General features: G+C 60.7%; 12 protein-coding genes and 1 pseudogene. 7 read left to right on the forward strand and 6 right to left on the reverse strand.

Annotated elements, in window-relative coordinates:
* Nucleotides 1–198 precede the first annotated feature (198 nt).
* From AAE029_RS34740 to AAE029_RS34760, 5 genes are all read right to left on the reverse strand, one after another.
* Nucleotides 199–1461, reverse strand: a complete 1263-nt coding sequence (locus AAE029_RS34740) for a Gfo/Idh/MocA family protein (RefSeq protein WP_371077492.1) — start codon at nt 1459–1461, stop codon at nt 199–201.
* Nucleotides 1462–1485: 24 nt separating this feature from the next.
* The gene (locus AAE029_RS34745) at nt 1486–2307 is read right to left on the reverse strand and encodes a sugar phosphate isomerase/epimerase family protein (protein ID WP_371077493.1); all 822 of its coding nucleotides are present in this window, start codon (nt 2305–2307) and stop codon (nt 1486–1488) included.
* Between the two features lie 30 nt (nt 2308–2337).
* Nucleotides 2338–3504 carry a dihydrodipicolinate synthase family protein gene (locus AAE029_RS34750; protein WP_371077494.1) on the reverse strand — a complete coding sequence of 389 codons (1167 nt, stop codon included), beginning with the start codon at nt 3502–3504 and terminating at the stop codon, nt 2338–2340.
* Nucleotides 3505–3506: 2 nt separating this feature from the next.
* A complete protein-coding gene (locus AAE029_RS34755) occupies nt 3507–4652 on the reverse strand; it encodes a Gfo/Idh/MocA family protein (RefSeq protein WP_371077495.1) in 1146 nt (381 codons plus the stop codon).
* Between the two features lie 148 nt (nt 4653–4800).
* Nucleotides 4801–5508 carry a TetR/AcrR family transcriptional regulator gene (locus tag AAE029_RS34760; RefSeq protein ID WP_371077496.1) on the reverse strand — a complete coding sequence of 236 codons (708 nt, stop codon included), beginning with the start codon at nt 5506–5508 and terminating at the stop codon, nt 4801–4803.
* Between the two features lie 177 nt (nt 5509–5685).
* Between AAE029_RS34760 and AAE029_RS34765 the strand changes: the two genes are divergently transcribed.
* From AAE029_RS34765 to AAE029_RS34785, 5 genes and pseudogenes are all read left to right on the forward strand, one after another.
* The gene (locus tag AAE029_RS34765) at nt 5686–6972 is read left to right on the forward strand and encodes an ABC transporter substrate-binding protein (protein ID WP_371077497.1); all 1287 of its coding nucleotides are present in this window, start codon (nt 5686–5688) and stop codon (nt 6970–6972) included.
* 106 nt (nt 6973–7078) lie between these two features.
* A pseudogene (locus tag AAE029_RS34770) lies at nt 7079–7945 on the forward strand (carbohydrate ABC transporter permease); the annotation flags it as partial.
* Nucleotides 7938–8822 carry a carbohydrate ABC transporter permease gene (locus AAE029_RS34775; protein ID WP_371077498.1) on the forward strand — a complete coding sequence of 295 codons (885 nt, stop codon included), beginning with the start codon at nt 7938–7940 and terminating at the stop codon, nt 8820–8822. The pseudogene AAE029_RS34770 and the gene AAE029_RS34775, both read left to right, overlap by 8 nt.
* A 31-nt stretch (nt 8823–8853) precedes the next feature.
* A complete protein-coding gene (locus tag AAE029_RS34780) occupies nt 8854–9924 on the forward strand; it encodes a Gfo/Idh/MocA family protein (protein ID WP_371077499.1) in 1071 nt (356 codons plus the stop codon).
* A gap of 38 nt (nt 9925–9962) precedes the next feature.
* Nucleotides 9963–11039: an ABC transporter ATP-binding protein gene (locus AAE029_RS34785; RefSeq protein WP_371077521.1), complete on the forward strand. Its 1077-nt coding sequence runs from the start codon at nt 9963–9965 to the stop codon at nt 11037–11039.
* 19 nt (nt 11040–11058) lie between these two features.
* Here AAE029_RS34785 and AAE029_RS34790 read toward each other — a convergent pair whose 3' ends face one another.
* Nucleotides 11059–11823, reverse strand: coding sequence for a sulfite exporter TauE/SafE family protein (locus tag AAE029_RS34790; RefSeq protein WP_371077500.1), 765 nt, complete (start codon nt 11821–11823; stop codon nt 11059–11061).
* Between the two features lie 411 nt (nt 11824–12234).
* Between AAE029_RS34790 and treY the strand changes: the two genes are divergently transcribed.
* Complete coding sequence (treY, locus tag AAE029_RS34795; protein WP_371077501.1) at nt 12235–14871, forward strand: malto-oligosyltrehalose synthase; 2637 nt, start codon at nt 12235–12237, stop codon at nt 14869–14871.
* A 136-nt stretch (nt 14872–15007) separates the two neighbouring features.
* Nucleotides 15008–16045: an iron ABC transporter substrate-binding protein gene (locus AAE029_RS34800; RefSeq protein ID WP_371077502.1), complete on the forward strand. Its 1038-nt coding sequence runs from the start codon at nt 15008–15010 to the stop codon at nt 16043–16045.
* The last annotated feature ends 16 nt before the right edge of the window (nt 16046–16061 follow it).

Consider the following 16061-nt stretch of genomic DNA (forward strand, 5'->3'; position numbering starts at 1 on the left):
GTGCTTGTCACAGGGATCCAGCCGCGCCGTGTCCACGGCGCGAATGACTCGCTTCCTCAAGGTGAGGATGCAGATGTAACCCTTCATGGTCGCAGAACAGTGAAAGATCAGGCTTCAGGCAATCGATATCACGGAGTCTCTCGCCGTGCGGACGCACGGCGCCTGGAAGCCGGCTAATTAAATATTGGAAATTTTTCTTCAAGGCCTGCCATCGAGAAGGTTGAGCCCCTGGTCGTCGCCCCAGACCTCGGCAAGGGAAACTTGCCTGCCGGTGCGGCTGCTCTCGAGTGCTGCAACGCCGCAGAGAACGGACATGGCCCCTGCCCGCGACCCGGCACGCTGCCGCAACTCGTCGTTTGGCCCCGCCCTCAGCAGCATGTTGCGCAGCCGGTCGTCACCGCCATAGTGGCCGCCGGAGGAATGGGGCACCCAGATCCGCTCCACGCCGTCGAAATTTTTCATCACCACGATCTCGTCGGCGGGAGGCACTGTCCAGGCCTGTTGCTCGTATTGGCGCAGCTCGATACGGCCCTTGTGCCCGTTGAAGGCGATATGGTGGCCTTCGATCGGCATATAGGTATTGAGCGAATAGGAAACCTGGACGCCGTTCTTATAGCGGATCGAGGCGACCATGGTGTCGGGAATGTCGATGTCCTCGCGGAAGACGCAGGCGTCGCGGACATAGCCGTCGACCGTGGACGGCTCTTCATAGAGTTCCTGAAGGAGGGGCACGGCGCTGATGTCAAGGAAGTAGTCGCACTCCCCCTTGTGGGGACAGGTGCGACAGCGCTTGCCACGGAACGGCCCCTTGCGACCGTAATGGACGAGGTCGGCAAAGGCGGACACCGTGTCCGGGTCGGAATCGAGATACCAATTGAGGAGATCGAAATGGTGCGTCGCCTTGTGCACGAAAAGACTGCCCGAATTCTCCACGAAGGCGTGCCAGCGGCGGAAATAGTCGGCGCCATGGCTGGTGTTGAGATACCAATGGAAATCGACGGAGGTGACGTCGCCGATAACGCCGGAATTGAGGAGTTCCTTGATGCGTGCGGCCGTCGGCGCGAAGCGGTAGTTGAAGGAAACGTCGAGGCGTCGGCCGGTGCGTCTTTCGGCTTCGAGAATGCGCTTGATCTTCTCGGGCGTGGTCGTCAGCGGTTTCTCGCTGATGACGTTGGCGCCGGCCTCCATCGCTTTTACGATCAGGTCGTCATGGGTGGAGTCCCGTGTGCAGACGACGACCAGTTCCGGACGCTCGATCCTCAGAAGCTCATCGAAATCCGTATAGATCGGCACCGAAACGCCGATATAGTTGCGGCTGCTTTCGGCGCGCATGGCATTGAGATCGCAGATGGCAACCAGCTCGACCTCCTTGCTCCACCGTTCGACGAGGTCCCTGCCCCACATGGTCGAGCCGCGATGCCCGGCCCCCACGAGGACGTAGCGTGTTCTTGACGTCTGCATATCTCTCCTCCGGTTTGACGCTTCTCAGCACACGGTTCGGAAACGTTCGACAACGGTATCCAGCACGAGTTCTCCCGGCTTTTTCCACCAGTTCTCGGCCGAGAAGATCTCGACTTCCTGCGGTCCGTGAAATCCCGCCGCTTCGATCATGCGCCTGATGCCGGTCAGGTCGATGACACCGTCACCCATCATGCCGCGATCGAGCAGCAGGTCCGTGGTCGGGACCAGCCAGTCGCAGATATGATGGGCGAAGATGCGCTTCTCCCGACCGGCCCTCGCAATCTGCTCGGCAAGCTCCGGATCCCACCAGACATGATAGACATCGATGGCGACGCCGACATCCGGTCCCAGCCTTCCAGCGAGATCCAGCGCCTGTTTCAGCGTGTTCACGCAGGCGCGATCAGCGGCATACATCGGATGCAGCGGCTCGATCGCGAGTGGCACCCTTGAGGCACGGGCATGCGGCAGGATCGCCGCGAAACCGTCCTCAACCATCTGGCGTGCTGCCGCGATATCCCGCGAGCCCTTGGGGAGACCGCCGACAACGAAAACCAGACAATCGGCGCCAAGTGCTGCCGCCTCGTCGATGGCGCGGCGATTGTCGTCGATCGCAGCCTGCCTGCCCGCGGCGTCGGCTGCGGGAAACATGCCACCGCGGCAGAGACCGGTAAGCCGCAGTCCGTTCGAATGGACGATGCGGGCAGCCTCATCGAGCCCGATTGCAGCCACCTGGTCGCGCCATGGCGAGATTGCCGTGATGCCGCGCGCCAGGCAGCCGTCGACGGCCTCGGCGAAACCCCAGCTTCCGCGGGTCGTCGCCAGATTGATGGAAAGTCCCTCGATCATTACTCTGTCCTTGCCAGCGCTGTCATGAGCTCAGACGATCCCTTGCGCGGCAAGCAGCCGGCTCATGCGTGACGCCGCATCATCCGGATCCGCAAGCACGCGCGCCTTGTCGGCCAGCCGGAAGAGCTCGGAGAGATGGATCAGCGAACGGGCGCTTTCCTGACCGCCGACCATGCGGAAATGATCCTGCAGGCCGTTCAGATAGGCGAGAAAGACAACGCCGGTCTTATAGAAGCGCGTCGGCGCCTTGAAGATATGGCGCGACAGCGGAACGGTCGGTTCGAGAAGCTCGAAGAAGCTATCCGTCTTGCCGTTGCCGAGAGCTGCAAGACCGGCGGACGCCGCCGGCGCGATGGCATCGAAAATGCCGAGCAGGGCATCGGAAAAGCCGCCAGCATCACCGGCGATGAGCTCCGCATAGTTGAAGTCGTCACCGGTATACATCCGCACGCCGACAGGGAGCCGGGCGCGCATGGCGATTTCCTTCTCCTTCGACAGCAGCGACACCTTGATGCCATCGACCTTGTCCGAATGCGCGGTGATTGCCTGCAGACAGGTATCCATCGCCGTCCAATGGCCGGAGGAGCCCCAATAGCCTTCGAGGGCCGGATCGAACATTTCCCCAAGCCAATGGATGATGACCGGCTCGCGCACCTGCGAGAGGATCCGGTCATAGACCTTGAGATAGTCTTCAGGTCCCCTGGCCGAGGCAGCTAGCGCGCGCGACGCCATCAGGATGATGCGCCCGCCCATCGCCTCGACGACATCGATCTGTTCCTCGTAGGCGGCGATGACCTCATCGAGGCCAAGGCCGGGCGCGGGCTGCAGGTGGTCCGTACCCGCCCCGCTTGCAATCAGCGCATCGGGCCGCCCCTTGGCTTCGGCAAGCGAACGACGGATCAGCTCCTTCGCCTCCGGCCAGCCGAGACCCATGCCGCGCTGGGCAGTGTCCATCGCCTCTGCGACCCCGAGCCCGAGGTCCCAAAGACGATGGCGGAAGGCGAGCGTCCGCTCCCAGTCGATTGCCGGCGTCAGCCACGGGTCGTTGTCGGCGAAGGGATCGGCGACCACATGCGCGGCGGCAAAAGCCACGCGCGGAAAATCCGCTGCAGATCGGCGCTCGAGGGGGATCGGAATCCCAGAGGTCGCGTAGGTCTCCAGCCTGCGTTCAGCGGTCGGAAGGCGAAGGGTCGCCATTGTCAGATCTCCAGCGGCTTGACGTCGAGCCAGCGCCGCTCGGCCCAGCTCTGCAGGCCGAGTGCTGCAAGCTGCACGCCCTTGGCCCCTTCATCAAGCGTGAAGCGCCAGGGCGCGTCTTCCAGCACGTGGCGCAGGAACATTTCCCACTGCACTTTGAAGCCGTTGGCGTAGACCTGATTGTCCGGCACCTCGTCCCACGTCCTGTAGAAATCGATCGTCTGCGGCTGATCGGGATTCCAGACCGGCTTCGGGGTGTTCACCCGATGCTGCGTCCAGCAGCGGGTGAGCCCCGCAACCGCCGATCCATGCGTGCCGTCCACCTGGAATGTCACCAGATCATCGCGGCGCACGCGCACGGCCCAGGAAGAATTGATATGGGCGATGACACCGCCTTCGAGTTCGAAGGTTGCGTAAGCCGCATCGTCGGCATCGGCATGATAGCGCCTGCCGGCCTCGTCGACGCGCTCCGGAATATGCGTGGCGCCGAGGCAGCTTACCGCCTTTACCGGCCCGAAGAGGTTGTCGAGGACATAGCGCCAGTGGCACAGCATATCGAGGATGATGCCGCCGCCATCCCCCTTCCGATAGTTCCAGGAGGGACGCTGGGCCGCCTGCCAGTCGCCCTCGAAGACCCAGTAGCCGAACTCCCCGCGCACGGAGAGAATCTGTCCGAAGAAGCCGGAATCGCGCAACATGGCAAGCTTGCGCAGGCCCGGAAGAAACAGCTTGTCCTGCACGACCCCGTTCTTGAGACCGGATGCCTTGGCTTTGCGGGCGAGTGCCACGGCGGCATCGAGGTCATCGGAGATCGGCTTTTCACAATAGACGTGCTTGCCGGCGTCGAGTGCCCGCGAAATCAGGTTCGCGCGCATCTGTGTGGTGGCGGCATCGAAGAAAACCGTATCGTCGGGATTGGCGAGAGCGGCGTCGAGATCGGTCGTCCAGCGCTCGAGCCCATGGTCGCGGGCAAGCTCTTCCAGCCTCGCTCCGTTCCGGCCGACGAGGATCGGATCCGGCATGACCCGCTCGCCGTTCGAAAGGAGCACGCCCCCTTCCGCTCTGATTGCAACGATGGAACGGATGAGGTGCTGATTAAGCCCCATACGCCCCGTGACGCCATGCATGATGAGACCCAGACGTTTCATGAGCATCCTCCCGATTTTTCCGCTGCTTCGCCCTTGCATCTCCCAAAAAACAAAGGGTTAGCCAGCCGCTCGATGTAACTATCTGGTTACAAGATCGCGCAGGAAATTCCGTTTTGTCAATCGCCTTTCGAAATATTTCTTAAGGGGGTCAGATTTTGATCGAGGCAAGCGTCACCGAGACGATGTGCTCGCCCCAGGCCTTGATTGCCGCCGATGCGGTCAGCTCACGATTGAAGATCGTGGACAGCGTATGGCGGTTGGAAAGGTAGAAGAAGCCCAGCGCCGCGATGGTCAGGTAAACCGAAACGGGGTCGATTGCCGGACGGAAGATGCCCGAGCGCTCACCGCGCAAAAGCACGTCCGAGAGTTCTCCGATAAAATGGGAATGCATGGCGGCGATCTTTGCCGAACGCTTCAGGTAGCGGGCCTGATGCAGGTTTTCCGTCACCAGAAGGCTCAGGAATTCCGGGTGCTTGAGGAAGTAGTGCCAGGTGAAGAGCGCCAGCTCGCGCATGCCCTCCTCCGGATCGCGATGCGTCAGGTCGAGGCTTTTTTCGGCATTGCGGATCGACGCATAGGTTGCCTCCAGCACTGCCAGATACAGCGCTTCCTTGTCACCGAAATAGTGGTACAGCATCCGTTTGTTGGTCTTGGCACGCGCCGCAATCGCATCGATCCTGGCGCCGCCAAAGCCGTGGGTTGCGAATTCTGCGGTCGCCGCATCGAGAATCGCCGCATGCGTGCGTTTCGGATTGCGAGAGTTCCGCTTCGGTGCGCCTTTTGCGGCCTTTCCGCCCTCGCCGCTGGCCTCCGGCTGATCCTCCCATTTAACCTGATCGGTTTTCCTGCTCTCCATCACCCATGTCTCGCTTTTCTGATCTATCCCATTGAGATTCTGTATCAAACCAAGCCTCACCCGAAACTGTGGCGATTGCCGCTTGACAGGCGTTCGAATTCTCTCCAACTTGTAACCAAATAGTTATTAGATGCAAAGCAGTCTCGTAAAGTTCATCGGTACTACTGGGAGGAGACCATGACATTCACGATCGACCGCCGCCAATTTCTGGCAGGCACGGTAACCACCTTGGCCCTAAGCACAATCGGGATCAGCCGCGCCAGCGCGGCAACCTCGATGCGCATTCTGTGGTGGGGTTCGAAGGAGCGAAATGACCGCACGATGAATGCGATCAAGCTCTACAGCGGCAAACAGCCAGACGTCTCGATTGCAGGCGAATCCTTCGGTTGGGATAATTATTGGACCCGGCTTGCGACACAGACCGCCGGCGGCAACGCCCCGGATCTGATCCAGATGGACTATCGCTATATCTTCGAATATGCACGCCGCGGAACGCTGCTCGACTTCACCCCCTATATGGGCAAGACACTCGACATCGCGGATTTCGGTGAAGCCAACATCAACTCCGGCAAGGTCGACGGCAAGCTCTATGGCGTCAACCTCGGCGTCAATTCCAGCATGGTGGTCATCAATAAGGATGCCTGGGCCGAGTCCGGGGTCGAGCCGCTCAAGGAAGGCATGACCTGGGATCAATTCGCAGAGGCCTGCGCCAAGGTGACCGCAGCCGGCAAGCGCCGCAATTTCTATGGCAGCGCGGATGCAAGCGGCGTCGAACCGGCGCTGGAATGCTGGCTGCGTCAGCATGGAAAGGCACTTTATGGCGCTGATGGCGGCCTCGGCTTCGACGCAAAGGACATGGCTGGCTGGTTCACCTTCTGGGGCGACATGCGCAAGGCGAAGGGCTGCGTGCCCGCCGACATGCAGGCGCTTGATCAGCTCAACATCGAGACCAGCATGGTATCGCTTGGAAAGTCTGCCGTCGGCTTTGCCCATTCCAACCAGTTCATCGGTTATCAGGCCATCAACAAGGATAAGCTGACGCTCATCAGCTATCCGCTGAACGGAACCGACGGCAAGCCCGGGCAATATCTGAAGCCGTCGATGCTGATGTCGGTGTCGGCAGTGTCGCCGAACAAGGACGCCGCCGTTGCTTTCGTCAATTATCTGGTCAAGGACCCCGACGGCACCAAGGCGCTGGGTGTCGAACGCGGCGTGCCGGCATCGGAGCAGGTCCGCAATGCACTGGCGCCGACGCTCGATGCGCAGTCCAAGGAAGTGGTCGAATATATCGCCCGACTGACGCCGAAGGTCGGCGCGCTTCCGCCGCCGCCGCCGAATGGCGCCGGCGAGAACGCGTTCCTGCTCAAGAAGATCGCCGAAGAGGTCGGCTTCGGCCGGTCCACGCCGGAGGAAGGTGGCGCGAAATTCGTAGAGCAGGCGGCGGCAAACCTGAAACGAGGCTGAAACAGTGGGAACTCAGAGCAGCAGCGTAGCCGGCGGTACCACCGCCGGCATGCGGACGGTATCGCACGTCCAGACCTCCCGTAAGATCCCGGGCGCGCTATCGCGCAATGCGCCCGGTTATCTCTTCCTGTTGCCCTGGTTGATCGGTTTCTTTGGATTGACGCTCGGCCCGGCCGTGGCGTCTCTCTATCTCTCCTTTACCGACTACAATCTTCTTCAGGCCCCCAATCTGGTCGGCCTAGAGAACTACGTTCGTATCGCGACCGCCGACGAGAAGTTCGTCTCATCCATGCGCGTGACGCTCTTCTACGTCATCTGTTCGGTGCCTCTGAAGCTCACTTTCGCGCTTCTGGTAGCGCTCTTGCTCAATCGCGGCATCCGCGGCCTGTCCGTCTATCGCGCGATTTTCTACCTGCCCTCTCTGCTCGGAGCCAGCGTCGCGATCGCCGTGCTCTGGCGCCAGATCTTCGATGGCGACGGCGTCATCAACGTGATGCTCTGGAATTTGTTCGGCATTCAGGGCCCGAGCTGGATCTCCAACCCGGACTATTCGCTTTATACGCTTGTCGTGCTGGCCATCTGGCAGTTCGGCTCGCCGATGATCATCTTCCTGGCCGGCCTTCGGCAGATCCCGCACGACATGTATGAGGCGGCCAGTCTCGACGGAGCCTCCAAGACCAGGATGTTCTTCAAGATCACGCTGCCACTGCTGACGCCGGTGATCTTCTTCAATGCCGTCGTCCAGACGATCGATGCTTTCAAGGCGTTCACGCCGGCCTATGTGATCTCATCCGGTACGGGCGGTCCGATCGACTCGACACTCTTCTATACGCTTTATCTCTACCAGGAAGCCTTCGGATTTTTCCGAATGGGCTATGCGGCGGCGCTTGCCTGGATTCTTGTCGTCATCATCGCGCTGTTCACCGCCTTCTCCTTCCTGTCCTCACGCTATTGGGTCCATTACGATGACTGACACACCGCTCGTCTCCGTAACCGACGATCTGAACCCGCCGCGCGAGCGCTCGCGCCTTCTGTCGATCGCGATTCATGCGGCATTGATCGCCGCATCGATCGTCATGCTCTACCCTCTCCTCTGGATGCTGTCCGGCTCGATCAAGAACCAGAATGAGATCTTCGGCACGGCATCGCTCATTCCGACCGAGTTCGATTTCAGCGCCTATGCGCGCGGCTGGTTCGGCGGCCAGGTCACGTTCGGCACCTTCTTCTGGAACTCCTTCGTCATCGCCGCGCTTTCGGTGATCGGCAACGTCATGTCCTGTTCGCTTGCGGCTTACGCCTTCGCCCGGCTCAATTTCCGGGGTCGCAATTTCTGGTTTGCCTTGATGCTGGGCACGTTGATGCTGCCCTATCACGTCACCCTCATTCCGCAATATATCCTCTTCCTGAAGCTCGGCTGGGTGAAGACGATCCTGCCGCTGGTCGTGCCGAAGTTCCTCGCGGTCGACGCCTTCTTCATCTTCCTGATGGTGCAGTTCTTCCGCGGCATCCCCCGCGAGCTTGACGAAGCCGCAATGATGGACGGCTGCAGCCCTTGGCGCATCTACTGGCGCATCATGCTGCCCCTGTCGCTTCCGGTTCTCGCCACGGCCGCGATCTTTTCCTTCATCTGGACCTGGGACGACTTCTTCGGACCGCTCATCTATCTGAGCGACATCAACACCTACACGGTCCAGCTCGGCCTGCGCTCCTTCGTGGATTCGACCGGCAGTTCAGACTGGAGCAGCCTGTTTGCCATGTCGAGCCTGTCGCTGATCCCCGTCTTCCTGATCTTCCTGTTCTTCCAGCGCCTGCTGATCGAAGGAATCGCAACGGCCGGCCTAAAGCGCTGACGCCAAGGGTGATTTGCCAAAGGTGATTTGAATGTCCAATAGAAAGAAAGTCGGCATCGTCGGTCTCGGCATCGGCCGCTCCCATATCGTGGAAGGCTATCTGCCGAATGCGGACGGCTTCGAGGTTGCCGCTCTCTGCGATCTCAATGTCGAACGCCTGAATGCCGTCGGTGAGGAGTTCGGAATTGTCCAGCGCACGACCGATTTCGGCGACCTCCTCGATATGGCCGAGCTGGACATCATCGATATCTGCACACCGCCGGGCTCGCATTTCGCGTTGATCACAGACGCGCTCGCGGCCGGCAAAAATGTCGTCTGCGAAAAGCCGCTCGTTGGATCGCTTGCCGATGTGGACACGGTCATGGCGGCCGAGAAGACGGCACGCGGCCGCCTGATGCCGATCTTCCAGTATCGATATGGCGACGGCGTTCAGAAGGCCAAGCGCATCATCGATGCCGGCATTGCCGGAAAGGCCTATGTCGCCACCTGCGAGACCCACTGGATGCGTACGCCCGAATACTATGCGGTGCCCTGGCGCGGCAAATGGGCGACCGAGCTCGGCGGCGTGCTGATGACGCATTCGATCCATCTGCACGACATGCTCACCTATCTCATGGGGCCGATCGCCGGCCTGTTTGGCCGCGTGTCGACCCGCGTCAACGACATCGAGGTAGAGGACTGCGTCAGCGCCAGCCTTTTGATGGAGAATGGTGCACTCGCCACGATCAGCGCCACGCTCGGTTCTCCTGAAGAGATCAGCCGGCTGCGCCTCTGCTTCGAGAACGTGCTGTTCGAAAGCAATCACGAAGCCTACAGCCCCGGTCGCGATCCCTGGAAGATCATACCGGCCAATCCTGAAACCGAAGCGAAGATCGATGCGCTTCTTGCCGACTGGACGCCCGTACCGGTGCGCTTCCAGACCCAGATGAAACTCTTTCACGAGGCTCTCATCTCCGGCGGTCCGCTTCCGGTGACGACGGCCGATGCCCGCCGCGCGCTCGAGCTGGTGACAGCGTTCTATCAGTCGTCTGAGACCAGGACCGAGGTCCGATTTCCGGTCGGACCGGAAAGCCCGAAATACAGGAATTGGAGGCCCGCATGAACATGCGCGTGGGAATGCCGGATTCGGAGGAAAGATCCATGGCGACGAGCGTCTCGCTGCAGAAGGTTGTCAAGCGCTACGGTGAACTTCAGGTGGTTCACGGTATCGACCTCGAGATCGAGCCCGGAGAATTCGTGGTCTTTGTGGGGCCCTCCGGCTGCGGCAAGTCGACCTTGCTCAGGATGATCGCGGGGCTCGAACCCATCTCCGGCGGCTCTCTCTATCTCGACGGCGAGCGCATGAACGACGTGCCGGCATCCAAGCGCGGCATCGCCATGGTCTTTCAATCCTATGCGCTCTATCCGCACATGACGGTCTACAAGAACCTCGCTTTCGGTCTGGAAACCGCCGGCATGAAGAAGCATGAAATCCAGCCGCGCGTCGAACGGGCGGCCGAGATCCTGCAGATCAAGCCGCTGCTCCAGCGCAAGCCCAAGCAGCTTTCCGGCGGCCAGCGCCAGCGCGTCGCGATCGGTCGCGCAATCGTGCGCGAGCCGAACATCTTCCTCTTCGATGAACCGCTTTCCAACCTCGATGCCGAACTGCGCGTCCAGATGCGCGTCGAAATCGCCAAGCTTCACCAGAACCTCGGTAATACGATGATCTACGTGACCCACGACCAGGTCGAAGCCATGACCATGGCCGACAAGATCGTCGTGCTCAACGGCGGACACATCGAGCAGGTCGGCCCGCCGCTCGATCTCTACAACAGACCCGTGAACAAGTTTGTTGCCGGGTTCATCGGTTCGCCCAAGATGAATTTTATCGAGACGAAGATGGTACATTCCGGCGACGGCGCCGCCGTCGAGATCAACGGAAAGTCTGTCCGGCTTCCCAGCAGGTTCGGATCGGCAAAGCCCGGTGAGACGGTTACCTTCGGGGCCCGGCCTGAGCATCTGACGGTCCGGGATATCGGCATTGCGCTCGGAGACGCCCGCGTCGATCTCGTCGAGCATCTTGGCGGCCAAACGATCCTCTATGCCTCGATGCAGAGCGGAAAGACGCTGACGGTGGCGCTCGACGACCAGCAGCCCATTCGCGCCGGGGAGACGGTCACCATCCATATCGACCCCGAGCGCTGCCATCTCTTTGGACCGGACGGCAGGGCTCTCTGATTGCTTCTCACGATAATGATCAAGTCGTCGCCATGGCGATAATCGGCGGAAGCGCGAGCGACACTCCGGAGGCGCAGAGCAGCAGGAAGATAATCAGCTTCAGGACCCGCGGCGATAGCGGCAGCGGCAGGCGGCGGCCTAGTTGCGTGCCGAGCGATACAGTAACAATCGCAAGAAAGGCGGGCCAATAGCGCCGTTCCGGAAAGGTGCCGTCGGCGACGACCACCAGAAGGCGGATCAGCGCATTCAGGCTGAAGATCGCAACCAGTGTCTCGCGGATCGCCACAAGCGGCAGCGGCTGGCGATAGAAGTGGTAGACGAGCGGTGGACCGCTTGTGGAGAACAGGCCGCCCATGATGCCCGAGAAAACGCCATAGAAGACAAACGAAGATTTCGTCGCTTCCTTCTGTTCCTTCTTCGGCGGCATGATCAATTGCAGCGCTGAGACGACGATGACCACGCCAAGGATGATGCGCAGATAGACAAGCCCATTGGTCGCCAGGTGGTCGAGCAGGAAATAGCCCGCCACCAGCGTCGGCAAGCTGCTGCACAGCACGAGCACGAGTTCCATACGTAGCACGTCTCGCCAGCCCTTGGTTATCATGATGCCGGCGTTGACGAGTGTCAGCACGCCCGCCACCACGGCTGCATCACGCAGCGGCATCACCGAGGTGAGGCCGACTGCGCCCATCAGCAGCAATCCGAAGGCAAAGCCGGTCAGCGTCTGCACATAGGCCGCAACGCCGGCGATAGCAACGAAACTCAGGATCTCGAGGTAGGTCATCGCGCTGCCGGGCCGCCACGAAGCGGCAGATCATTGCAAACCGAAGACATCAGACATTACCGTCCAGGATCAGCACCAAATTGGCGAGAAGCGCCGTGGGCGGCAGTTCGGCAAGCAAGGCGGCGTCATCGTTATCATCGGCGGAAATGTCGAGGGGCATGGAAGGGGCTCTCGGATGGGGATCAGGCAGGAAGAAGGAAAAGGTGGCTGACGGTTTCTTCGGCTATTTGCCTGTCGCTGTAAAGAAGCGGGACATAGAGCCCCTGCGGTGAGCCACTCCCGCGTACGTAAGAAACCGGTAACATCCCAGGTAGCCTGATCGCCCTCGCCCCACGGTGGCCTGGCCTCGGCGCGGGAACAATTTGGCATCTGCGGCCGTTCGAAAGCATTCCCCCACGATTGGCAGACCCAATGAAGATCCCGACCTCCACCTATCGCCTTCAATTTCGCAATGGGATGAGTTTCGACCGGGCATCGGGGCTCATTCCCTACCTGAAGATGCTCGGCATTAGCCATCTCTACGCATCTCCCATCTTCACGGCCACCAGCGGCTCGACCCATGGTTACGATGTGACCGACGTCAACGAGATCGATCCTGTGCTTGGCGGACGCGCCGGCTTCAACCGCTTGGCGAGTGCACTGAAGGCGGCCGGCATCGGATTGATCGTCGACATCGTGCCGAACCATATGGCAGCCTCAGTGGAAAACGGGTGGTGGCGGAGCGTGCTCGAATGGGGAAAGCAAAGCCCCTATGCCCGGCATTTCGACATTGACTGGAGCGAGCGGCTGACGCTTCCACTGCTCGGCGGAAGCTTCGAGCAGGCGCTTATATCAGGCGAGTTGTCGCTGGCGATCGACGAGGTGCATGGCAATCTGGCGCTCGCCTATTTCGACAGTCTCTTTCCGCTCAATCCGGCAAGCTATGGCGAGATATCATCGAAAATCGATGATCCGGCTGCGACGGCAATCGCGGAGATTGCAGCATCCGAGCAAGGGGAGGACCTGCACAAGACTATCCGGGATCTCCTCTTCGAACGCGGCGATCCTGCATCTCTGAGGCAGGCGCTTTCTGAGCTCGCTCGCGATCACGCCTTCATGTGGCACCTGCACGAGCGCCAGAACTGGCAGCTTCTTCCCTGGCAGGATGCGTCCGGGCATTTGAGCTATCGCCGCTTTTTCGAGGTGACCGGGCTCGTCGGCGTTCGGGTCGAAGATGCCCAGGTCTTCGAGGACACGCACCGTCTGACCCTCGAACTGGTGCATTCCGGCCAGGTCCAGGGCCTGCGCATCGATCATATCGATGGACTCGCTGAGCCGAAAGCCTATCTCGGGCGGCTGCGCAAAGCCACAGGACCGGACATCTATATCCTCGTCGAGAAAATTGTGGAGGCCGACGAAGAGATTCCCGCAGGCTGGCCCGTTTCCGGGACGACCGGCTACGAGTTCATTTCCGCCCTCAGCCACCTCCTTGTCGACGGCGAAGGTCTCGAAAAGCTTGACGAGACCTATCGGGCCGTCGCGGGGTCAACCGCCGATTTCAGCGCGGCTGTGCGGGAGGCGAAGCGGCTGATGGTAGAGCGGAATTTTGCAGGCGAGACCGCGCGGCTGGTGCGTCTTGCCGGACGCATCTCGAAAGCCGTTAGTCATGAGAGCCTTGCTGCCGCCATTCGCGAGCTGCTGATCGCCTTCCCTGTCTATCGCATCTACGGCGCGACCGGCGCGCTCGATGAACAGGATCACAAGGTGCTCGATATCGCGACGGCGAAGGCGGCAGATCATGTGCAGCAACCTGAGTCGCTCGCCTTCGTCCGCTCCATCCTTTCCGGCGAGATCGACAATGCCGATGCCAAAGAGTTCCGCGCACGCTTCCAACAGTTGAGCGGACCCATCATGGCAAAAGCCATGGAGGATACGTTCTTCTATCGCTACGGCCGCCTGATTGCCTTGAACGAAGTCGGCGGCGATCCTCACGAAGAACCGGGCGGTATCGCAAAGTTCCATGCGCTGATGATACGGCGGCTACAACACCAGCCGCACGGCCTCTCCTGCACTTCGACGCACGATACGAAACGTGGCGAGGATGCGCGCGCAAGGCTCTATGCGTTGAGTGAAGGAGCGGATACCTGGTCGCAGGCCGTCGAGCGCTGGCGTGGAATGAACCGAACCTATCTTGCGCATCTGCCGGACGGTGCCGCACCGGGCCCCAATTTCGAGTGGATGCTGTATCAATCGCTTGCCGGCATCTGGCCAGAGAATTTCGGGTCGGCCGACGGCAAGGAAATCGAAAGCCTGCGCGCACGCTTTCTTGCCTATGTCGAAAAGGCGGTTCGCGAGGCGAAACGGCGCACCGATTGGGCGCACGAGAATCCCGACTACGAGAGAGCAGTTCGAGCCTATGCCACGCAGTTGCTCGCGCCCGAAAATGTATCCTTCATCACGGATTTCGAGCGCACGCTGCAGCCATTCGTCCAGGCTGGCTATCTCAACAGCCTGTCGCAAACGCTGATCAAGATGACCGCCCCCGGCATTCCCGATCTCTATCAGGGCGCGGAAGGATTGGATTTCAGTCTCGTCGACCCCGACAACCGCCGGGCCGTGCCTTTCGAGACCTTGGCCACGTGGCTCGATGATCAGCAAACGCCGTTGACGGAACTGAGTGCGGCGGCACTGAAACAAAGGATCATCCGGTTCTGCCTGGCGCTCCGGCAGGAGCATGCGTTTCTTTTTTCAGACGGCGAGTATCTGCCGCTGGCGGTCACCGGAAACCGCAGCGGGAACCTCGTCGCCTTTGCCAGACAGCTCGACGAGCAGTTCGCGATCACCATCGTCCCGCGCCTCATGTACGGCAGGTTGGCCGGCGCGACGCTGTCTGCAGGCGCGGATTTCTGGAAAGGAACGGATATCCTTCTCCCCCAAGCTCTCCAGGAAGCACGCAAGCGCGATGTCCTGACCGGAAAGACGTTGGCCGCAGACGCCAGCCTTTCAGCTGCCGCGCTGCTCGGTGATCAACCCGTGGCACTGGTCACAGCGGAAACGTGGTCCAGCTAAGCAACATCAGGGCCGGTCGTGGCGAACCGTTGTCGCACGAGGCGCAGTTTTCGCATGGGACATATTCCATTGAATATATCGCTATGCCATAGTGCCGTCCGTTCAATGCTTTTCTCGATCGTGGCAGGTCATCCCTATGAATAAATTTGCCATCGCAATCATATTCGCTTTCTTTGGTATTCTGCCCACCATCGCTCAGGCGCGCTCGATCACCGATGCCGCCGGCAGGAAGGTCGAGATCCCCGACAAGGTCACGCGCGTCCTTGCCGCCGGCCCACCGGCCGCGGTCCTGACCTACGTGCTGGCGCCCGACAAGCTGACCGGCTGGGTGCGCGCGCCAAGCGAGGCGGAAAAGGTATATCTCATGCCTTCCGTCCGCGACCTTCCGACATACGGCCGGCTCACCGGCAAGGGCGGTACGGCCAATATGGAGGCTGTGCTCGCAGCCAAGCCCGATATCATCATCGATGTCGGCACAGTGGATGCGACCTATAGCTCGCTTGCCGACAAGGTGCAGAGCCAGACCGGCATTCCCTATGTGCTGATTGACGGCAGCTTCGCCAAGACCGGCGACACCTTGCGCGTCGCCGGAGACATACTCGGCGTCGGCGACCGGGCAAAGGCGCTCGCCGACCACGCGGATGGCGTGATCAAGGACCTGAACGAAAAGCTTGCCGCCATTCCGGCCGACAAGCGTCCACATGTCTATTATGGCCGCGGGCCGGAAGGCCTCGAAACCGGACTTTCCGGCTCCATCAATCTCGAAATCTTCGAGGCCGCAGGCGCCACGAACGTTGCCGCAGCCGCAGGAAAGGGCGGCCTGACACAGGTGTCGCTGGAGCAGGTCCTTTCCTGGAACCCGGACACCATCCTTGCCGAGAACGGCAAGTTCGCCGCCGCCGTCAAGAGCGACCCGCTCTGGGCGAATGTGCAGGCAGTCAAGAACGGCCGCATCTTCGTCACGCCGAACCTGCCCTTCGGCTGGTTCGATTCTCCGCCCGGCATCAACAGGATGATCGGGATCGCCTGGCTTGAAAAGCTGCTCTATCCGCAGGTTTTCACGGCGGATCTTTCCGGCGAGGTCCGTGACTTCTATAAATTGTTCTACCAGGTCGATCTGACGGACGAACAGTTGGCGACATTGCTGAAAGGCATCGACACAACCCCGAAATGATGACCAGCGAGGAGAC

This window comes from Sinorhizobium sp. CB7 (genome assembly GCF_041357635.1).
GTDB lineage: Bacteria > Pseudomonadota > Alphaproteobacteria > Rhizobiales > Rhizobiaceae > Rhizobium.